Below are 19,109 nucleotides of genomic sequence, written 5' to 3'. Positions count from 1 at the left end.
CATCAGGCTGGTCGTCATCGATCGCGACGGTACCCTCAACCGGGATCCGGAAGATTTCTTGCGCGGCCCGGACGATTGGGTGCCGTTGCCCGGCGCGTTGGAAGCGGTTGCACGCCTGAACGAGGCGGGCTGGCGCGTGGTCGTCGCCTCCAACCAGTCGGGGCTGGGGCGGGGGCTGTTCGATGTCGACACGCTCAATGCCGTGCACGCCCGCATGCACAAGGCGCTGGCTCAGGCGGGGGGGCGCATCGACGCCGTATTTTTCTGCCCTCATGCGCCGGAGGATGCCTGCGACTGCCGCAAGCCCGCGCCGGGTCTGTTTTTGCAGATCGCCGCCCGCTACGGCATTGCGCCAGCCCAATTGGTGGCCGTGGGCGACTCGGTGCGTGACGCTTGCGCCGGGGTGGCCGCGGGCTGCGATACCCACCTGGTGCTGACTGGGCAGTCCGCTGCACATCGCGATGGCACCCGCCCGGCCGGTCTGCCCGAAGGCGTCACCATCCACGTGGACTTGCTCGCTTTTGCCGACGCCCTCATCGCCCGCGATGCGTCGCGGGCCCAGGCAGTGGATGCGGCCAAGGGGGGGGCGGGAGCGCGCCCATGAACATACTGCGCTCCTGGCTCCACCTGCTGTTCATGGGGGTCACGGTCGTTCCTTGGGCCACGGCCGCGGTCCTGATGTCCCCATTCGTCTCAGCCAACCGGTTGTACTGGTTTTGCGTGGCCTGGGTGCGGCTGCAGGTCTGGGCAGCGCGCTGGATGCTGGGCATCCGCAACCATGTCATCGGTTGGGAGAATCTGCCGAACGGCGAGACGGCCCCTGCCATTTTGCTCGCCAAGCACCAATCGACCTGGGAGACATTTTGCCTGCCGGTACTCATGCCGCATCCGCTGGCCTTCGTCTTCAAGCGGGAGCTGCTGTATATCCCCTTCTTCGGTTGGGCGCTGGGGCGATTGGACATGATACACATCGACCGCGCCAAACGCGCGCAAGCCTTTCACAAGGTGGTCGAGCAGGGACGCCGCTTGCTTGCGCGCGGGGTCTGGGTGATCCTATTTCCCGAAGGCACCCGTGTCGCCCGCGGGCAGCGCGGCCAATACAAAAGCGGTGGCACCCGGTTGGCGGTGCAAACGGGTGCGCCAGTGATCCCCATCGCGGTGACGTCGGGCCGCTGCTGGCCGCCGCGCGCCATCGTCAAACGGCCTGGCACGGTGGTGTTTTCCATCGGCCGGCCCATCCCGAGTGAGGGCCGAGATCCCGAGGCGCTGATGCGCGAGGTCGAGACGTGGATCGAGTCGGAGATGCGCCGGCTCGATCCCGAGGCCTACCGCGACGACCGTCCGGCGACGTTGGCCGCTTGAGGACCGACGGGTGATGATGCCGCCGGCCACGGGAACGCCGACCGAGTCGCCCGCCTGGGTACATCCGCGGGCCAACCGCGCGGTCGAGCTCAACGGTGTGCACATCGCCTATGAGTGTCGGCGCAGTGCGCGGCGAACGATTGGTCTGTCGGTCGGCCCTCTCGGCCTGAGCGTGCGCGCCCCGCGCTGGGCCACTTGGTCCGATATCGAAGGCTTTCTGCAAGTCAAGGCCGCTTGGGTTTTGGCCCATCTGCAGCGCCAAGCCTGCCGCCCGCAGCCCGTTTGGCCAGAGCCGACGCCAGCGCTGCGCGAGCGGGCGCGCGCACTGTTCGCCGCGCGCGTGGCCCACTACGCCCCGCTGCTGGCCGTGCGTCCGGCGGCGCTGCGGCTGTCGTCGGCCCGCACGCGCTGGGGCAGCGCCAGCGCGCGCGGCACCGTATCGCTCAACTGGCGGCTCGTCTGCCTGCCGGTGGAGCTTCTCGATTACGTCGTGGTGCACGAGCTGGCTCATCTGCGCGAAATGCACCACGGCCCCGCTTTCTGGGCCGTGGTGGCTGCGGTACTGCCAGACTATGCTGAGCGGCGCGCGGCGCTGCGCCGGTATGTCCTCGGTTGATGGGCCGCGGTGCAGCTTTCGGCCCGGCCTCAGAGGGACCGAGCGATGGCAGCGAAAGCGCCCGTCAGCGCCAGCGCATGCACCAGGGCCGCGCCGATGGTCAGGCCGATGACAGGGCGCAACAGGGTCACGGGCTGATGCGTGGCGACGTGGCGCCACAGCAAGCCTGCCGCTGCAAGCGACAGCGGCAGCGAGGCCAGACCCCACCATGCTCGCTCGGGCGCGATCACACCCAACACCGCGGCCACCAAGACGCCATGGGCCAGCACCGCAAGCGCCGAGTAGAGCGCCGCCACGCCCACTGGGCCAAGACGCACCGCGAGGGTGCGCTTGCCCACCGGTTCGTCCCAGGGGGCATCAGGCAGGCCGTTGACCAGCAAAATCGCCGCTACCAACAGCGCAAAAGGGATGGCCGATACCATGGGTACGACCTGCCACTGTCCGCGTTGGGTGTAATAAGCCCCCAGGACCACCAGCCACCATGCCAGCGCCACCGCCAGCTCGCCGAAGCCGCGCGCCATGAGCCGCAGCGGTGAGGCCGAGTAAGCCCAGCCGAGGAACAAGCCAGCCAGCCCAATGGTGATCAGTCCGCCGCCTGCCGTCAGGGCCAGCCACAGACCGCCCAGTACCACCCAGCCGGTCAGCCCGAGCGCCAAGCGCCGCGCATGGGCTGGGGATGCGATACCCTCCGGGATTGCGCGCGAGCCACCCGTAAACGGCGACAGCGGCGCTGGGTTGAGGGCATCCGCTCCACTGAGCGCATCGTGGTAGTCGTTCCAGACGTTGGCCGCCGCGTGGGCCATGACCGCCAGCGCCAGCGTCATGCCCGCTCGCAGCGGATCGAATCCGCAACCACAGGCCGCCGCCATCGCCAAGCCCAGCGCCACGGCGGCCACGGTCACCCAGAGAAAACCCGGACGACTCAGGCGCCACGCCGCGGACAGGCTCAAAGGGGTGCTGGGGGATACCGACATCCGTGTCACTATAGCCAAGTCGCGGCACGTTGCGATGTGTCCTACGCCGGTTGGTGTGCCGCCCGTGCGCGCCCTGCCGTTTGGGGCTGCGCTGCCGTAAGATTGGGTCTTCTTGACGTTTACGTCAACGTCAGATTGGCGGCCCGCGTGTCGGCGCCGCAATTCATTTTAGCAGTCATGGCGAGCAGCACCACTTACACCATCCGCGATCTGGCCCGCGAATTCGATCTGACCACGCGCGCGATCCGCTTCTATGAAGACATGGGGCTGCTCAGTCCGCGTCGAGGGGGGCCGGGCGGGCGCAGTCGGATCTACACGGCGCGCGACCGCACCCGCCTGAAGCTGGTGCTGCGCGCCAAACGCTTGGGCCTGAGCCTGTCCGAGGCCAAGGACTTGATCGACATGTACGACAGCCCCCGCGATACCGGGCCGCAGTTGCGCAAGTTTTTGCAGGTGCTAGCCGCCCATCGACGCCAAATCGAAGAGCAGATGGCCGACCTGCAAGCGACCCTGGACGAAATCAAGGTGCACGAGAAAGAGGCTCGCGCCTTGCTCGCTCGCCTGGGCGATGGCCAGGTCCCGCCCGAAAAAGCGGCATAATTGACGTTTACGTAAACGTCAATAATTCCCAGGAGATGTCCATGACCCATTTGCCCGGCCTCGATTTCCAGCTCGGTGACGACATCGATGCCCTGCGCGATGCGGTGCGCGCCTTTGCCCAGGCGGAAATTGCCCCGCGCGCCGCGGAGATCGACCGCACCGACCAGTTCCCCGTGGATCTGTGGCCAAAGATGGGGGAACTGGGCGTGCTCGGCATCACCGTGGAGGAGGCGTACGGCGGAGCTGCGATGGGCTATCTGGCGCACATGATTGCGATGGAGGAAATCAGCCGCGCCAGCGCCTCGGTGGGGCTGTCCTATGGCGCCCACTCCAACCTGTGCGTCAATCAAATCCGCCGCAACGGCACCGAGGCGCAAAAGCGCCGATACCTGCCCAAGCTGGTCAGCGGCGAGCATGTGGGCGCACTGGCCATGAGCGAGCCCGGCGCCGGCTCCGACGTGGTGAGCATGAAGCTGCGCGCCGAAGACAAAGGCGGCTACTATTTGCTCAACGGCAGCAAGATGTGGGTCACCAACGGTCCGGACGCAGATGTGCTGGTGGTCTATGCCAAGACCGAGCCCGAGCTGGGTGCGCGCGGTATCACTGCCTTCCTGATCGAAAAGGGCATGAAGGGCTTTTCCATCGCGCAAAAGCTCGACAAGCTGGGCATGCGCGGCAGCCCCACGGGCGAGCTGGTGTTCCAGAATGTCGAGGTACCGTCCGACCACATCCTGGGCGGCCTCAACAACGGCGTCAAGGTGTTGATGAGTGGGCTGGACTACGAGCGCGCCGTGCTCGCCGCCGGCCCCGTGGGCATCATGCAGGCGGTGATGGACAACGTCATCCCCTACATCCACGACCGCAAGCAGTTCGGTCAGAGCATCGGCGAGTTTCAGCTCATCCAGGCCAAGGTGGCCGACATGTATACCACGCTGCAGGCAGCGCGTTCGTTCCTCTATACCGTCGGCAAGAATCTGGACCGGCTGGGCGCTGCGCATGTGCGCCAGGTGCGCAAGGACTGCGCCAGCGTCATCCTGTGGTGCGCCGAGCAGGCGACCAAGATGGCTGGCGACGGTATCCAGATCTTTGGCGGCAATGGCTACATCAACGAATATCCGCTCGGCCGCCTGTGGCGCGACGCCAAGCTCTACGAGATCGGCGCTGGCACCAGCGAGATCCGACGCATGCTGATCGGCCGCGAACTGTTTGCGGAGACCGCGTAATGTCCCTGCACCACCTGCTGGTCCGCAACCGCGAGTGGGCGTCGCGGATGGAGGCCGAGCGTCCGGGATTTTTCTCGGGGCTGGCCGGTCAGCAGTCGCCGCGCTATATGTGGATCGGATGTTCCGACAGCCGCGTGCCGGCCAACCAGATCACCGGGCTGGAGCCGGGCGAGGTCTTTGTGCACCGCAATGTGGCCAATGTCGTGGTGCCCACCGACCTCAATTGTCTGAGTACCATCCAATATGCGGTGGACATGTTGCATGTGCAGCATGTGATGGTGGTGGGGCATTACGGCTGTGGCGGGGTGCAAGCGGCGCTGCAGGGCATTCGCGTCGGCTTGGCCGACAACTGGCTGCGCCATGTGCGCGACGTGGCGGACCGCCATCGGCGTTTGCTGCAGGCGTGCCCCCCGCAACGCCGGCTGGATGTGCTGTGCGAGCTCAACGTCATCGAACAGGTGCGGCATGTCGCGCAGTCCACGGTCGTCCAGGACGCTTGGGCGCGCAGCCAGCCTGTGATGCTGCACGGTTGGGTGTACGGCCTCAGGGACGGCCTGTTGCAGGACTTGTGCGTGTCCATGCGCAGCGCCGAAGAGGTGGAGGAGGTTCACCGCAGCGCCTGCGCAGCGGTGGTGCAGCGCCACCGGCTGTATCTGTCATGATGATGCGCTGTTTCCTGCCGCAAGAAAGATCGCATGCTGCCGAGCCGACTCGACTCCTCGCTCGCCTACGACATCGCCCGCGCGATGATTGATGGCTTCAACCGCCACTACCGGCTCTTTCGCGCCGAGTCGGCGCGCGCCAAGCACCGCTTCGAGACCGCGGATTGGGTGGGCCAGCAGCGGGCGCAGCGCGAGCGCATCGAGTTCTACGACCTGCGCGTCAAAGAGTGTGTCACGCGCCTGGAGCGGGAGTTCCACGCCTCGCAGCAGCCGATGGAGGTATGGCAGCAGGTCAAGCTGCTCTACATCGGCATGCTGGTCGACCATCGCCAGCCGGAGCTGGCCGAGACTTTCTTCAATTCGGTCACCACCAAGATCCTGCACCGCAGCTATTTTCAGAATGACTTCATCTTCGTGCGGCCGGCCATCAGCACGGAGTACATCGAGCCGCAAGACCCCAAGTCGCACACCACCTACCGCTGCTATTACCCCAAATCGGTCGATGAACTGCCCGCGACCCTGGTGCGCTTGATCGAGGATTTTGGCCTTCGCGTCCCGTTCGAGGACTTGGCGCGTGACGTGTCCGATGTGCTGTCGGCGCTGTTGCCGCTGTTCGACCACCGTCGGCTGCGGGCCAATTTCCAGATCCAGGTGCTCGACAGCCTGTTTTACCGCAACAAGGGGGCCTATGCGGTCGGCAAATTGATCAACGGCTTTCAGGAGCTGCCATTTGCGCTGCCCATCCTGCACGGGGCGTCGGGGCGACTGGTCATCGATGCGCTGCTGCACGGCGAGGACGATTTGCTGATGATCTTCAGCTTCGCGCGGGCCTATTTCATGGTGGATATGGAGGTGCCCAGCGCTTATGTGCAGTTTCTGCGCAGCCTGATGCCGCGCAAGCCCCGCGCGGAGTTCTACAACGCGCTGGGCCTGGCCAAGCAGGGCAAAACGCTGTTCTACCGCGACTTCCTCCACCACATGCGGCACAGCACGGACAAGTTCCGCATCGCTCCTGGCATCAAAGGCATGGTGATGCTGGTGTTCGACCTGCCGAGCTTTCCGTTCGTGTTCAAGGTCATCAAGGACCGCTTTCCGCCGCAAAAGGACACCACGCGCGAGCAGATCCGCAGCAAATACCAGCTCGTCAAGCAGCACGACCGTGTCGGCCGTATGGCCGACACATTGGAATTCAGCGGTGTGGGCTTTCCCCGCGAGCGCTTCACCGACGAGCTGATCGAGGAAATCCAGAAATTTGCGCCCAGCCAGATTGAAATCGGCGACCGCAACGACGATGGCAATATCGAGGTTTTCCTCAAGCATGTCTACATCGAGCGGCGCATGATCCCGCTCAACATCTATTTGCAGGAATGTTTCGACATCCTGAGCAAAGACCCGGGCAACACGACGGCGCGCCAGCAGCTCGAACATGCCGTGGTGGAATACGGCAACGCCATCAAGGACTTGGTGGCGGCCAACATCTTTCCCGGCGACATGCTGTGGAAAAACTTCGGCATCACGCGCCATGGTAAGGTGGTCTTCTACGACTACGACGAGATCGAATACATCACCGACTGCAACTTCCGCCGCGTGCCGCCGCCGCGCAACGAGGATGACGAGATGAGCGGGGAGATCTGGTACTCGGTGGGGCCGCACGATGTCTTCCCCGAGACCTTTGGCCCCTTTCTCCTGGGCAACCCGATGGTGCGCGACATCTTCATGCACCACCACGCCGATTTGCTGGACGTGGCTTTTTGGCAGGGCCACAAAGAGCGCATCCTGGCCGGCCATGTCCACGACGTCTTTCCCTACGAGCGCGAGCGGCGCTTCTGTGCCCAGCGCGCCGTGCCCCTTTCCCCGACGGCCGAGTCCGCGCATGCGCCCGCCGCCCTCTCCACACCCCAACCGACAGGAGTCACAGCATGAGCCAAACCGATCCAATCGTCATCGTCGGTGCCGCACGCACCCCCATGGGCAGCTTTCAGGGCGACTTCGCCACGCTGGCCGCGCACGATCTGGGGGCGGCTGCCATCCGCGCCGCCGTGGAACGCGCAGGCATCCCGCCCGATGCGGTGGATGAGGTGCTGATGGGCAACTGCCTGATGGCCGGTCAGGGCCAGGCCCCGGCGCGGCAGGCGGCGCTCAAGGCCGGTCTGCCCAAGAGCGCCGGCGCGGTGACGCTGTCCAAGATGTGCGGCTCGGGCATGCGCGCGGCGATGTTTGCGCACGACATGCTGGTGGCGGGCACGGCCGACGTCATGGTCGCCGGTGGCATGGAGAGCATGACCAACGCGCCCTATCTGCTGCTCAAGGGCCGCGGCGGCTACCGCATGGGGCACGACCGCGTCTTCGACCACATGATGTTGGACGGGCTGGAGGACGCCTACGAGCCCGGTCGCAGCATGGGCACTTTTGGCGAAGACTGCGCGGCCAAGTACCAATTTACCCGTGAGCAGCAGGATGCGTTTGCCACCGCCTCGGTGACGCGCGCCCAGAAAGCCGTGGCCGATGGCACCTTTGCCCCCGAGATCACCCCCGTCACCGTCAAGGAGCGCGCCGGCGAGCGCGTCGTCGCCAGCGATGAGGGCCCGGGCAAGATCAAGCTCGACAAGATTCCGCAACTCAAGCCCGCGTTCAAAAAGGACGGCACCATCACGGCGGCGTCCAGCTCGTCGATCAACGACGGCGCAGCGGCCCTGGTGCTCATGCGCGCCTCCACCGCCGAGCGGCTGGGCTGCACGCCACTGGCGCGCATCGTCGGCCATGCCATCCACGCGCAGGAGCCCAACTGGTTCACCACCGCGCCGGTGGGCGCCACGCGCAAGCTACTGGCCAAGACCGGCTGGCAGGTGGCCGACGTGCAACTGTGGGAGGTCAACGAGGCGTTTGCCGTGGTGCCCATGGCGCTGATGGCCGAGCTGGGCGTCAGCCACGACATCGTCAACGTCCACGGCGGCGCTTGCGCGCTGGGCCACCCGATCGGCGCCAGCGGCGCGCGCATCATGGTGACGCTGATGTATGCGCTCAAGGCGCGCGGCTTGAAGCGCGGCGTGGCAACCCTGTGCATCGGCGGCGGCGAGGGCACGGCCATCGCGCTGGAGATGCTTTGATCGCGCCCCTGGGCGTCCGATCGGGTGCCCGATGCGCTGCACCTTGGGCGAGACGGCGATGCGGTTGACCGATGACCAACAGATGATTCGCGACGCGGTGCGCGCCTACGCCCGCGAGCAGCTCTGGCCCCATGCCGCGCGCTGGGATCGGGAGCACACCTTCCCGCGCGAGGCGCACCGCGGCTTGGCAGAACTGGGCTGCTACGGTGTATGTGTGCCACCAGAATACGGCGGTGCAGGGCTCGACTATCTGAGCCTGGCGCTGGTGCTGGAGGAGATTGCCGCTGGCGACGGCGGCACCAGCACCGCCATCAGCGTCAACAACTGCCCAGTGTGCGCGATCCTGCTGCGCTACGGCAGCGAGGCGCAGAAGCGCCGCTGGCTCGCCCCGCTGGCGCGCGGCGAGATGCTGGGGGCGTTTTGCCTGACCGAGCCTCACGTCGGCTCGGACGCGGTGGCGCTGCGCACCAGCGCGCGGCGCGACGGGGACGGCTATGTGCTCGACGGCGTCAAGCAGTTCATCACCAGCGGCAAGAACGGTCAGGTAGCCATCGTCATCGCCGTCACCGACAAGGCCGCTGGCAAGCGGGGCATGAGCGCCTTCCTCGTGCCGACCGACACGCCCGGCTACATCGTCGAGCGGCTGGAGGATAAGGTCGGCCAGCACTCCAGCGACACCGCACAAATTCGTTTCGACGGTTGCCGCATCCCAGCCGACTTCCGCATCGGTGAGGAGGGCGAGGGTTACAGAATAGCCCTGTCGGCGCTGGAGGGTGGGCGCATCGGCATTGCGGCGCAGAGCGTGGGCATGGCGCGCAGCGCGCTGGAGGTGGCCATCGACTACGCCAAGCAGCGCGAGAGCTTCGGCAAGCCAATTTTCGAACACCAGGCGGTGGGTTTTCGCCTGGCCGACGCAGCGGCGCGGCTGGAGGCGGCGCGGCAGCTGACCTGGCACGCCGCGGCGCTGCGCGACGCCGGTCAGCCCTGCCTGAAGGAGGCGGCGATGGCCAAGCTGATCGCCAGCGAAACGGCTGAGTGGGTCTGCTCGGTCGCGATTCAGACGCTAGGGGGCTACGGCTATGTGCGCGACTTTCCGGTCGAGCGTATCTGGCGCGATGTGCGGGTGTGCCAGATTTATGAGGGCACCAGCGATGTGCAAAAAATCTTGATCCAGCGCGCCCTATAGACCCGGACCGATCGGCAGCGTCCCGCTCGCGGGCATCGCCAACGTATCATAGGCGGGCCATGAACATCATCATTTTTGGCGCTGGGCGCGTGGGCGAAAGCGTGGCCGAGAGTTTGGTGTCGGAGCAAAACGATATCACGGTGATCGACCAGGATCCGGCGCGCGTGCGCGCGCTGGAGGAGCGGCTCGACCTGCGCGGCGTGGTCGGCAACGGCATCCAGCCCTCGGTGTTGGCCGAAGCGGGCGCCAAGGATGCGGATATGGTGATTGCCTGCGCGGCGCTAGACGAATCCAATCTGGTGGTGTGCAAAGTGGCACACGACGTCTTTCAGGTGCCCACGACGATTGCGCGGCTGCGCTCGCCGGAGTTCGAGGAGGGCAGCCCTCTGCTGGACAAAGCCGGATTTGCGGTGGGCCATGTGATCTGCCCGGAAGAGTCGGTGATGCGCTACATCCTCCAGCTCATCGACTACCCCGAGGCGCTGCAGGTTCTCGAGTTTGCCGAGGGGCGGGTATGCCTGATCGTCGTGCGTGCGGCCGCCGGCGGCGCGTTGGTGGGACACACGATCGGAGAATTTCGCGACCGTTTCCCGCGCGCCGAGATGCGCGTGGTCGCCCTCTACCGCTTGGATGCCGAGGTGGAGGCGACGGCCCAAACCCGTATCCTGCCGGGAGATGAGGTGTTTGTGCTCGCTGCCAGCGACCAGATCCGCTTGGTGTTGGCCGCTATCCACAATATCGACCAGCCGGTGCGGCGGGTGATGATTGCAGGCGGGGGCAAGGTCGGGCTGCGGCTGGCGCGCTCCTTGGTGGGTCAGTGCGAGGTCAAAATCATCGAGAGCAATCCCCGGCGCTGCGAGTACCTGGCCAGCCAATTGCCCTCCAGCGCGCTTGTGTTGCAGGGCGACAGCGTGGACGAGACGTTGCTGGAGGAGGAAAACGTTGCCGACATGGATCTTTTCCTCGCGCTGACCAACGACGACGAGGACAACATCATGTCGGCCATGCTCGCCAAGCGGTTGGGCGCGCGCCGGGTGCTGGCCCTGATCAACCGCCGTGCCTATGCCGAAATGCTGCAGGGCAGCGCCATCGACATCGCGGTATCGCCCGCGCAGACGGTGATTGGCGAGCTGCTGGCCCATGTGCGCCGCGGCGATGTGGTGGCGGTGCACAGCCTGCGCCGCGGCGCGGCCGAGGCGCTGGAGGGCGTCGCGCGCGGCGACATCAAAACCTCGCGGCTGGTCGGCCGTCGGGTGGAGGAGATCCGCCTGCCCAAGGGCGCGCGCATCGGCGCCATCGTGCGCGGCCAAGGGCGCGATGCTCAGGTGCTCATGCCCCACCACGACACGCTCATCCGGGCCGATGACCATGTCATCATCTTCATTCCGAACAAGCGTTTGGTTCGGGAAGTGGAAAAACTATTCCAAGTCGGCGCCACTTTTTTTGGGTGATGCCTGCTGGCCGCATCCGTCCACCGCTGCCCATGCAATCCCTCGGTCCTGCGCTCTATGTCTTTTCGCATGTGCTGATGGCTTTTGCCGTCATCTATGGCGTGCCGATGGCGTGGGCCTGGTTTCATGACGACCTGACCCATGAGCTACAGTGGGCGGCCTGCGCGGGATTGACCCTGGTCAGCGGTGCGCTGCTGTGGTTGACCACGCGCTCGCGCCGCAGAGAGCTGATGCCCCGCGACGGCTTTTTGCTGGTCAATCTGGTGTGGCTGGTGCTGCCGGCATACTCCGCCGTACCGCTGATGCTGATGGTGCCCGGCATCACTTGGCACCATGCCTACTTTGAGGCCATGAGCGCGCTGACCGCCACTGGCGCCACGGCGCTGTCCGGGCTGGAGCGGCTGCCGGTCTCGATCAATATCTGGCGCTGCTTTTTGCAGTACGTCGGCGGCTTGGGGGTGATGCTGCTGGTGGTGGCCGTGCTGCCCATGCTGGGGCTGGGGGGTATGCAACTCTACAAGGCCGAGACGCCCGGTCCCATGAAAGATGCGCGGCTAACCCCCCGCATCGCCGAGACCGCGCGCGGGCTGTGGGGGGTGTACTTCGTATTTTCGGTGCTTTGTCTACTGGCTTACCGCTGGGCGGGCATGGGCTGGGCCGATGCCTTCATGCATATGTGCTCGACCATGGGGTTGGCGGGTTTTTCGTCCTACGATGCCAGCATCGGTCACTTTCAGTCCGCTGCCGTGGAGTGGGTGGCTGTGGTGTTCATGGCGCTGGCCGGCATCAGCTTTTTGCGCTACTTCATGGTGCTGCGCGGATTGAGCTTGCGGCCGCTGTGGAATGACCGCGAAGTCCGTACCTATGCCATCGTGCTGGCTGCTTCCGTCGCGCTGGTGGCGCTGATGCTGTTGGCCGAAGGGGTATACGACGACGCATCCACGGCGGTGCGGCAGGCCGCCTTTCATGTGCTATCGCTGGCCACGACGACTGGCTATGCCACGACCGACTACCTGCAGTGGCCGGTATTCATCCCCGTATTTCTGCTGTTTTTGGGGACCTTTGTGTCCTGCGCCGGGTCCACTGGCGGCGGGATCAAAATGGTGCGCATGGTGCTGCTTGTCAAGCAGGCGCGGCGCGAGCTGGTGCGCAGCATCCATCCGCATGTGGTCAACCCCGTCACGCTGGGGGGGCAGGCCATCCCGCCGCAGGTCATGGCGGCGGTACTGGGCTTCATGCTCATCTACGGTGCCGCAACCCTGGGCCTGACGTTTTTGCTGCTGTTGTCGGGTTTGGATTTGGTCACAGCCCTTTCCGCCGTGGTCGCGACGCTCAACAACATCGGCCCCGGTTTGGGCGAGATCGGTCCGGCCAGCAATTACGGCGGACTCACGCCCTTTCAGCTGGGGGTGCTGAGTTTTGCGATGCTGCTGGGTCGGCTGGAACTGCTGAGCGTGTTGGTGTTGTTTACCCGTGCGTTTTGGCGGCGCTGATATGTCTGCGGGCCAATATCTGGCCCTTGCCGACCCTCAAGCCACAACCGTCACGCTGCAGGCCTGATTGGCGCTCATCGCATCCCAGCATTTGAGTGCCTCGGCCGCATACATCAGCGCCGGGCCGCCGCCCATATAGGTGCATATCGTCAACAGCTCCTCCAGCTCTTGCCGTGTGCCCCCCAGCTTGATCAGCGCGCGCACATGGTAGCCGATGCAAGCTGAACAGCGCTGCGTGATACCGATGGCCAGCGCGATCAGCTCCTTGTGCTTGGCGCTGATGGCGCCGTCGGCCATGGAAGCTTGCGCCAGCTGTGTGAAACCGCGCATGGCCTCGGGTTGGGCTTTGCGCAGCTGGTTGAGCTGAGCGCTGATATCGCAAATAAGGTCGCTGTGGTCGATGATGGGCATGGTGGGCTCCGATCCGCATAGGCATTGGTGAAATAATACCCAACTGGGTACGGTTTGGGTTTGATCGGCATCAAAAATACGCGCCAGCGGGCTTGCCGTTCAAAACCACTCGAACAGGCGATGGCTCGATGCCACCGACCCCGCTGGATGCGGCGGTGTGCCCCAAAATAGATGGCGCCTAACCCAGGGTATCCCCTAATCAGTCGAGGCGGCCATTGATGATATGCTGACTTAGCGTTAAGTCAAACCGTCACATGCAGGAGCGCAGTATGGAATGAAATCGGTGGTTGGTGGCAGTTTCGGTCGGAGGGGTGATTGGAGGGGCGTCGGCGCAGACGGTTGATCCGGCGGTGCGGGCATACCGAGAAGCGCTGTCCGACAAAGACGGAAACCCTGGAGTACTGATCGTCGAACAGGGCGCGGCGTTATTCAAAAAGCCGGATGGTCCGAAGAATGTCAGTTTGGAGAAATGCGATTTCGGCTTGGGTCCCGGGGTGCTCAAAGGTGCCTATGCCCAGATGCCCCGCTACATGAGCGACACGGGTCGGGTGGAGGACCTGGAGACGCGGCTGTTGCACTGTATGGTGACGCTGCAGGGCAAAGATCCGCAAATGATCAAAGACCAGCGCTTTGCCAATGAAACCAAGCACGAGCGCAATACAGACTGGGAAAAGATCGTGGCGTATATCGCTGCCCAGTCGGATGGCATGAAGCTTAGCATGCCCACGTCCCATCCGCTGGAACGACAGGCCATTGCGGTCGGCGAGAGGATCTTTTTCACCAACATCGGGCCCCTGGATTTCTCATGCGCGACCTGCCATGCGGAAGATGGGAAGCGCATCCGTCTGCAATCCCTGGCCAATCTAACAGACCCTAAACAGGCGCAAAATGTAATGGGTGCCTGGCCCACTTACCGGGTGTCCCACTCGGCCGTGCGCACGATGCAGCATCGCATGTGGGACTGCATGTGGCAGATGCGGCTGCCCGATGTCGACCTGGGATCGCCAGCGACGGTGGCTTTGATTGCCTACATGACCAAAAAAGCTGACGGGGCGACGCTGGATTTGCCGGGTATGCGGCGCTGAGTGGGGCGATGCGAGCGGGTCTTGGGAGCCGTTGGTTTAAACGAATTCCGGAGGGATTATGCAAATGAAGCGAGTCATGGTTAGCGCGAGCGTCATCCTGGCCAGCGTTGGGTTGGCGTCGGGTTGTGCAACGGGGTCGGCCACCACGGCGCAGACCGATCTGGATGCATTGGCGCAGCAAACGCTGCGTGAGAGCTTTTTGCCTGGGCCTGGGCAGTATCTGAGCCGCTTGAATCAAGACGAGGCGCAAAAACTCTGCACCCAATACCGTGGACAACCACCCGCGTCGGTTGCTGAGTCGATCCAAGCCAAAGAAAAGAATCACATCGCCTATCCAGCCGACGGTAAGCTGATGGGCGATTGGAAAGAGGGAGCCAAGGTCTTCAACGGCGGCTTTGCCTACCGCATTGGACATTTCATACCGAGCAACCCAAAGGCGGTGCGGGGCGGTAACTGTTACGCTTGCCACCAAGGCGAAGCCAAAGAGGTGGCTTATGGCAATCTCGGCCCCTCATTGCTGCATTATGGCAAGTTACGCGGCACCAGCGACGCAGTCGTGCGTTACACCTACGAGAAAATTTACAACGCCAAGGCCTATAACGCGTGCAGCCAGATGCCGCGCTTGGGTCATCACGGTATACTCTCGCCCAAACAGGTGGCGGATTTGACGGCTTATTTATTGTCGCCGCAGTCGCCGATCAACCAGTGATGTTGGATCGCTGCGGGGGTGTATCCCCCTCTTGGCCTGCGCATACCGCAGTGTTGGCTCACCCCGATTGGCTCATGCGCCAATCGGTCGGGCTCATTCCAGTCCAAGTGCGAAAGGCGCGCAAGAAGCTTTTGTCGCTGGCAAAGCCGACCTCAGTGGCAATGCGCTTGATCGGCCAGCTGGTGCGCAGCAACAGGTGCTCGGCGAGCTCTTGCCGAACGCGTGTGCGCAGCGCCTGGACGCAGGTTTCATGGCTGGCCAGTTGTCGCTGCAGCGTGCGCACGGACACATGCAGCAAAGCGGCCAGCTGAGCCGCGTCTGTCTCAGGGTGGGCGCGCAGCGCCAGCCGTGCGCGCTCCAGCAGTAGCCGATCGTGTCGGTACGGGCGCACCATCAGCCGAATGGCCTGCGGCAGCATGGCCCGCAATGCGGCCTCGTCTCGGCGGATCGGCTCGTGCAAGATGTCGCTGGGTAAGCTGGCTTCGATGTGGGCGCTGCCAAAGCGCAGCTGCGTCCCGGGAAACAGCAGGGGATAGACGTCGGCGTGGGGCGGCTCAGGACAGGCCAAATCCAGCGTCAGCAGCGGCAGCCGAGCGTCGATCCACCATGCCGATATCCCCAACGCGTTGCGCAGCAGGGAGATGTGGGCAAATTCGCGCACGACGGCGCGTTCGGCAACGTCTGGCAAGGCTGCACCGGGCACCGCGCGCTCACGCAGCGCCAGCCGCGCCACGGCGCCGTCGCGGCTGAGCGTCAGGATCACGTCGCTGGTCAGCAAAGCGTGGTGGCGGCACCAGCGCGCCAGCGCCACGCCCAGCGTTGGCGCGCTCAGCGATGCGCGCGCCAGCATGCCGTAGCTGCCCCAGGGCAGAGGGCGGCCAAACCAGCCCAGCGCTTCGTCGTCCAGCTCGCGCATCGCACGCAGCGCCAGCCGCTCGAACGGCAAGCTGGTCAGGCGTGCCTGCGCATCGAGCAGATCCGCACGGCCCACACCCGCCTCGCGCAGCGCTGCGGCAGGGTCGGCGCCACGCAGCCGGTACGCCAGCGCAATCGCGCGCACGAACGCCATGGGTGTGGCGGCCATGGGCTTGCGGCGTTGGGCTAGCGGTTGCAGGAGAGGCGACATGATTGGCGTATTTTGCAACCTCTGATGCTTGCCCCCCGCTGGTGTGCCACACCGCGGGACGCCACAATTCGGCGCATCATGCGTGTACTGAACTCCCGACTCAACCCCCGTTCAGCGGACTTTCAGGCCAATGCCGCGGCAATGCGCGCACTGGTCGATGATCTGCACACCCGCATCGCCGAGGTTGCACAGGGTGGCGGCGAGGCCGCCCGCAGCAAACACACCGCCCGCGGCAAGCTGCTGCCGCGGGAGCGCGTCGAGATGTTGCTCGACCCCGGCACGCCTTTTTTGGAGATCGCGCCCTTGGCCGCGCTGGGTATGTACGGTGATGAGGCGCCCTGCGCCGGTTTGATTGCGGGTATCGGGCGCGTATCGGGCGTGGAGTGCGTCATCGTTTGTAACGACGCCACCGTCAAAGGCGGAACCTATTACCCAATGACGGTCAAGAAACATTTGCGTGCCCAAGAGATCGCGCAGCAAAACCGCCTGCCCTGCATTTACCTGGTTGACTCCGGCGGCGCCAACCTGCCCAACCAGGATGAGGTGTTTCCGGACCGCGACCATTTCGGTCGAATCTTTTATAACCAGGCCAATATGAGCGCCCAGGGCATCGCGCAGATCGCCGTGGTCATGGGCTCGTGCACGGCGGGTGGGGCCTATGTCCCGGCGATGAGCGACGAGACCATCATCGTCAAGAACCAGGGCACGATCTTCCTGGGGGGCCCGCCGCTGGTGAAAGCCGCCACCGGCGAGGTCGTCAGCGCCGAGGACTTGGGCGGCGGCGATGTGCACACGCGGCTGTCGGGCGTAGCCGATCATTTGGCCGAAAACGACCTGCATGCACTGGCGCTGGCGCGCGAGGCGGTGGCGCGACTCAACTGCCGCAAAGACTGGCCGGTGGCGCGATGCGAGCCGCGCGCGCCGCTGTACCCGGCCGAGGAACTGTACGGCGTCATCCCGACCGATGCGCGCAAGCCGTTCGACGTGCGCGAGATCATCGCGCGCCTGGTCGATGGCTCGGCGTTTCACGAGTTCAAGGCGCGCTACGGCACGACGTTGGTGTGCGGCTTTGCGCACATCGAAGGCATGCCGGTGGGCATCGTCGCCAACAACGGCATCCTGTTTGCCGAAAGCGCCGACAAGGCCGCGCACTTCATCGAACTGTGCTGCCAACGCAAGGTGCCGTTGGTGTTTTTGCAGAACATCACGGGCTTCATGGTCGGCCGCAAGTACGAAAACGCCGGCATTGCGCGCGCGGGGGCCAAGATGGTGACGGCCGTGGCCTGCGCGCAGGTGCCCAAGCTCACCGTCATCATCGGGGGCAGCTTTGGCGCCGGCAACTATGGCATGTGCGGCCGTGCCTACAGTCCACGCTTTCTCTGGATGTGGCCCAACGCCCGCATCAGTGTGATGGGCGGCGAGCAGGCCGCGTCGGTGCTGGCGACCGTCAAGCGCGACGGCATTGAGGCCAAGGGTGGCAGCTGGAGTGCCGAGGAGGAGGAGGCGTTCAAGGCCCCGATTCGAGCGCAATACGAGCGCCAGGGCCATCCGTATTACGCCACCGCCAGGCTGTGGGATGACGGCATCATCGACCCGGCCGACACGCGCCGCGTGCTGGCGCTGGGCCTGTCGGCCGCGCTCAATGCGCCGATCCCGGACACCCGCTTCGGCGTCTTCCGCATGTGAGCAAGGGGGTGAGCATGAGACATTTGACCGTTACCGTCACCGGCCACCGCGCCACCGTGACGCTGGCGCGCCCCGAGCTGCGCAACGCCTTCAACGATGAGGTGATCGCTGAGTTGAGCGCGGCCTTTACCGAATTGGGGGGGCGCGACGATGTGCGGGCCATCGTGCTGGCCGCCGAAGGGCCGGCGTTTTGCGCCGGGGCGGACCTGAACTGGATGCGCCGCATGGCCGACTACAGCCGCGAGGAGAATCTGGCCGACGCCAGCCGCCTGGCGGCGATGCTGCGCACGATCCACGAGTGTCCCAAGCCCACGGTGGCCCGGGTGCAGGGCGATGTGTATGCCGGCGGCATGGGGTTGGTGACCGCGTGCGACATGGCGGTGGCGGTGGACACCGCGGGCTTTTGCCTGAGCGAGGTCAAGCTCGGGCTGATTCCCGCCACCATCGGGCCGTATGTGGTGCGCGCCATGGGCGCGCGCGCGGCGCACCGGTATTTTCTGACGGCCGAGCGCTTTGACGCAGCCGAGGCGCTGCGCATCGGCTTGGTGCACGAGGTGGTGTCGGTCGACGCGCTGGATACCCGGGTGGACGCCATCGTGCACGCCCTGTGCAGCGCGGCTCCAGCGGCGGTGGCAGCCGCCAAGCGATTGGTGCGCGATGTGGCCGCAGCCCCGCTGGACGATGCCCTGGTGGCCCGCACCGTCGAAGCCATCGCCGACATCCGCGCCAGCGCGCAAGGGCGCGAAGGGGTCCAGTCCTTTCTGCACAAGCGCAAGCCCCAGTGGCTGGCGTGACGGAGTCGACCGCATGTTCCACAAAATTCTGATTGCCAACCGCGCAGAGATCGCCTGCCGCGTGGCCGCCACGGCGCGCCGACTGGGCATTCGCACCGTCGCCGTGTACTCCGAGGCCGATGCGCTGTCGCGCCATGTCGCCGCTTGTGACGAGGCGGTATGCGTCGGCGGTGCGGCACCCAAGGACAGCTATCTGCGTTGGGAGCGCATCATCGAGGCGGCGCGGGCCACCGGCGCGCAGGCCATTCACCCGGGCTACGGCTTCCTCAGCGAAAACGAAGGCTTTGCCCAAGCCTGCGCAGACGCGGGGCTGGTGTTCATCGGCCCGCCGCCGTCGGCCATCGCCGCCATGGGCCTGAAGGCGGAGTCCAAGCGCTTGATGGAAGCCGCCGGTGTGCCACTGGTGCCGGGTTACCATGGCGCGGATCAGGATGCGCGCCTGCTCAAGGCCGAGGCCGACCGCATCGGCTATCCGGTGTTGATCAAGGCCAGCGCAGGCGGCGGCGGCAAGGGCATGCGGCGCGTGGACGCACCCGAGGGCTTCGACGAGGCCCTGGCCTCGTGCCAGCGCGAGGCGCTCAACAGCTTTGGCGATGCGGCGGTGCTGATCGAAAAATATGTCCA

Annotated in this window: 19 protein-coding genes; 16 read left to right on the top strand and 3 right to left on the bottom strand. The window is 65.2% G+C overall.

What is annotated here, in order from left to right:
• Position 1 precedes the first annotated feature (1 nt).
• From gmhB to P3W97_RS07885, 3 genes are read left to right on the top strand one after another with little or no spacing between them, the layout of a single operon-like run.
• A complete protein-coding gene (gene gmhB, locus P3W97_RS07895) occupies positions 2-604 on the top strand; it encodes a D-glycero-beta-D-manno-heptose 1,7-bisphosphate 7-phosphatase (protein ID WP_300845608.1) in 603 nt (200 codons plus the stop codon).
• Entirely contained in the window at positions 601-1,362 is a 762-nt protein-coding gene (locus P3W97_RS07890; RefSeq protein WP_300845528.1) for a 1-acyl-sn-glycerol-3-phosphate acyltransferase, read from the top strand. Before gmhB ends, P3W97_RS07890 begins: the two co-directional genes overlap by 4 nt.
• 13 nt (positions 1,363-1,375) lie before the next feature.
• Complete coding sequence (locus P3W97_RS07885; protein WP_300845526.1) at positions 1,376-1,978, top strand: M48 family metallopeptidase; 603 nt, start codon at positions 1,376-1,378, stop codon at positions 1,976-1,978.
• 29 nt (positions 1,979-2,007) lie between these two features.
• Here the strand turns inward: P3W97_RS07885 and P3W97_RS07880 are convergent, their stop codons facing one another.
• Positions 2,008-2,952, bottom strand: coding sequence for a prenyltransferase (locus tag P3W97_RS07880; RefSeq protein ID WP_300845523.1), 945 nt, complete (start codon positions 2,950-2,952; stop codon positions 2,008-2,010).
• Between the two features lie 177 nt (positions 2,953-3,129).
• On the opposite strand from P3W97_RS07880, the gene P3W97_RS07875 reads away from it, so the two are divergent.
• Genes P3W97_RS07875 through P3W97_RS07840 form a run of 8 tightly spaced genes read left to right on the top strand, consistent with a single transcriptional unit; the run spans position 3,130 to position 12,674 of the window.
• The gene (locus tag P3W97_RS07875; RefSeq protein ID WP_300845521.1) at positions 3,130-3,552 is read left to right on the top strand and encodes a MerR family DNA-binding transcriptional regulator; all 423 of its coding nucleotides are present in this window, start codon (positions 3,130-3,132) and stop codon (positions 3,550-3,552) included.
• Between the two features lie 35 nt (positions 3,553-3,587).
• Complete coding sequence (locus P3W97_RS07870; RefSeq protein WP_300845519.1) at positions 3,588-4,775, top strand: isovaleryl-CoA dehydrogenase; 1,188 nt, start codon at positions 3,588-3,590, stop codon at positions 4,773-4,775.
• Complete coding sequence (gene can, locus P3W97_RS07865) at positions 4,775-5,437, top strand: carbonate dehydratase (protein WP_300845517.1); 663 nt, start codon at positions 4,775-4,777, stop codon at positions 5,435-5,437. Before P3W97_RS07870 ends, can begins: the two co-directional genes overlap by 1 nt.
• A gap of 33 nt (positions 5,438-5,470) precedes the next feature.
• Positions 5,471-7,360 (top strand): bifunctional isocitrate dehydrogenase kinase/phosphatase, encoded by a 1,890-nt coding sequence (aceK, locus tag P3W97_RS07860; RefSeq protein WP_300845515.1) that lies wholly within the window; start codon positions 5,471-5,473, stop codon positions 7,358-7,360.
• Entirely contained in the window at positions 7,357-8,544 is a 1,188-nt protein-coding gene (locus P3W97_RS07855; RefSeq protein ID WP_300845513.1) for an acetyl-CoA C-acyltransferase, read from the top strand. The genes aceK and P3W97_RS07855 overlap by 4 nt, the downstream gene beginning before the upstream one ends.
• 58 nt (positions 8,545-8,602) lie before the next feature.
• Positions 8,603-9,730 (top strand): acyl-CoA dehydrogenase family protein, encoded by a 1,128-nt coding sequence (locus P3W97_RS07850; RefSeq protein ID WP_300845606.1) that lies wholly within the window; start codon positions 8,603-8,605, stop codon positions 9,728-9,730.
• Between the two features lie 59 nt (positions 9,731-9,789).
• Positions 9,790-11,181 (top strand): Trk system potassium transporter TrkA, encoded by a 1,392-nt coding sequence (gene trkA / locus P3W97_RS07845; protein WP_300845512.1) that lies wholly within the window; start codon positions 9,790-9,792, stop codon positions 11,179-11,181.
• 32 nt (positions 11,182-11,213) lie between these two features.
• Entirely contained in the window at positions 11,214-12,674 is a 1,461-nt protein-coding gene (locus P3W97_RS07840; RefSeq protein ID WP_300845510.1) for a TrkH family potassium uptake protein, read from the top strand.
• A 36-nt stretch (positions 12,675-12,710) separates the two neighbouring features.
• Here P3W97_RS07840 and P3W97_RS07835 read toward each other — a convergent pair whose 3' ends face one another.
• The gene (locus tag P3W97_RS07835; protein ID WP_300845508.1) at positions 12,711-13,085 is read right to left on the bottom strand and encodes a carboxymuconolactone decarboxylase family protein; all 375 of its coding nucleotides are present in this window, start codon (positions 13,083-13,085) and stop codon (positions 12,711-12,713) included.
• A 290-nt stretch (positions 13,086-13,375) separates the two neighbouring features.
• On the opposite strand from P3W97_RS07835, the gene soxA reads away from it, so the two are divergent.
• Together soxA and soxX are read left to right on the top strand one after the other, a co-directional pair.
• Positions 13,376-14,170: a sulfur oxidation c-type cytochrome SoxA gene (gene soxA / locus P3W97_RS07830; RefSeq protein ID WP_367184609.1), complete on the top strand. Its 795-nt coding sequence runs from the start codon at positions 13,376-13,378 to the stop codon at positions 14,168-14,170.
• Between the two features lie 64 nt (positions 14,171-14,234).
• Complete coding sequence (gene soxX / locus P3W97_RS07825; RefSeq protein WP_300845506.1) at positions 14,235-14,879, top strand: sulfur oxidation c-type cytochrome SoxX; 645 nt, start codon at positions 14,235-14,237, stop codon at positions 14,877-14,879.
• Positions 14,880-14,937: 58 nt separating this feature from the next.
• Here soxX and P3W97_RS07820 read toward each other — a convergent pair whose 3' ends face one another.
• Positions 14,938-15,963 (bottom strand): AraC family transcriptional regulator, encoded by a 1,026-nt coding sequence (locus P3W97_RS07820; RefSeq protein ID WP_300845503.1) that lies wholly within the window; start codon positions 15,961-15,963, stop codon positions 14,938-14,940.
• Between the two features lie 120 nt (positions 15,964-16,083).
• Here P3W97_RS07820 and P3W97_RS07815 point away from each other — a divergent pair, with 120 nt between their 5' ends.
• The 3 genes from P3W97_RS07815 to P3W97_RS07805 form a co-directional block, all read left to right on the top strand.
• Complete coding sequence (locus tag P3W97_RS07815) at positions 16,084-17,691, top strand: carboxyl transferase domain-containing protein (RefSeq protein WP_300845500.1); 1,608 nt, start codon at positions 16,084-16,086, stop codon at positions 17,689-17,691.
• Positions 17,692-17,705: 14 nt separating this feature from the next.
• On the top strand, positions 17,706-18,485 hold the full coding sequence (locus tag P3W97_RS07810; protein ID WP_300845498.1) for an enoyl-CoA hydratase/isomerase family protein: 780 nt from the start codon (positions 17,706-17,708) through the stop codon (positions 18,483-18,485).
• A gap of 13 nt (positions 18,486-18,498) precedes the next feature.
• Positions 18,499-19,109: biotin carboxylase N-terminal domain-containing protein (locus tag P3W97_RS07805; protein ID WP_300845496.1), on the top strand; the 611-nt coding region annotated here is incomplete at its 3' end.

It is taken from the genome of Tepidimonas sp., from assembly GCF_029335975.1.
Lineage (GTDB): Bacteria > Pseudomonadota > Gammaproteobacteria > Burkholderiales > Burkholderiaceae_C > Tepidimonas.
Note: the sequence above shows the minus strand (reverse complement) of the source record. Positions and strands in the feature narration are given on the sequence as shown.

What these genes read in the sequence shown, in the direction of transcription:
- P3W97_RS07810 (WP_300845498.1), top strand. Translation starts at nt 17,706, where the DNA reads ATGAGACATTTGACCGTTACCGTCACCGGCCACCGCGCCACCGTGACG.
- P3W97_RS07815 (WP_300845500.1), top strand. Translation starts at nt 16,084, where the DNA reads ATGCGTGTACTGAACTCCCGACTCAACCCCCGTTCAGCGGACTTTCAG.
- P3W97_RS07885 (WP_300845526.1), top strand. Translation starts at nt 1,376, where the DNA reads ATGATGCCGCCGGCCACGGGAACGCCGACCGAGTCGCCCGCCTGGGTA.
- P3W97_RS07870 (WP_300845519.1), top strand. Translation starts at nt 3,588, where the DNA reads ATGTCCATGACCCATTTGCCCGGCCTCGATTTCCAGCTCGGTGACGAC.
- can (WP_300845517.1), top strand. Translation starts at nt 4,775, where the DNA reads ATGTCCCTGCACCACCTGCTGGTCCGCAACCGCGAGTGGGCGTCGCGG.
- P3W97_RS07835 (WP_300845508.1), bottom strand. Translation starts at nt 13,085, where the DNA reads ATGCCCATCATCGACCACAGCGACCTTATTTGCGATATCAGCGCTCAG.
- aceK (WP_300845515.1), top strand. Translation starts at nt 5,471, where the DNA reads ATGCTGCCGAGCCGACTCGACTCCTCGCTCGCCTACGACATCGCCCGC.
- P3W97_RS07855 (WP_300845513.1), top strand. Translation starts at nt 7,357, where the DNA reads ATGAGCCAAACCGATCCAATCGTCATCGTCGGTGCCGCACGCACCCCC.
- P3W97_RS07890 (WP_300845528.1), top strand. Translation starts at nt 601, where the DNA reads ATGAACATACTGCGCTCCTGGCTCCACCTGCTGTTCATGGGGGTCACG.
- P3W97_RS07875 (WP_300845521.1), top strand. Translation starts at nt 3,130, where the DNA reads ATGGCGAGCAGCACCACTTACACCATCCGCGATCTGGCCCGCGAATTC.
- P3W97_RS07850 (WP_300845606.1), top strand. Translation starts at nt 8,603, where the DNA reads ATGCGGTTGACCGATGACCAACAGATGATTCGCGACGCGGTGCGCGCC.
- trkA (WP_300845512.1), top strand. Translation starts at nt 9,790, where the DNA reads ATGAACATCATCATTTTTGGCGCTGGGCGCGTGGGCGAAAGCGTGGCC.
- P3W97_RS07840 (WP_300845510.1), top strand. Translation starts at nt 11,214, where the DNA reads ATGCAATCCCTCGGTCCTGCGCTCTATGTCTTTTCGCATGTGCTGATG.
- soxX (WP_300845506.1), top strand. Translation starts at nt 14,235, where the DNA reads ATGAAGCGAGTCATGGTTAGCGCGAGCGTCATCCTGGCCAGCGTTGGG.
- P3W97_RS07880 (WP_300845523.1), bottom strand. Translation starts at nt 2,952, where the DNA reads ATGTCGGTATCCCCCAGCACCCCTTTGAGCCTGTCCGCGGCGTGGCGC.
- P3W97_RS07820 (WP_300845503.1), bottom strand. Translation starts at nt 15,963, where the DNA reads ATGGCCGCCACACCCATGGCGTTCGTGCGCGCGATTGCGCTGGCGTAC.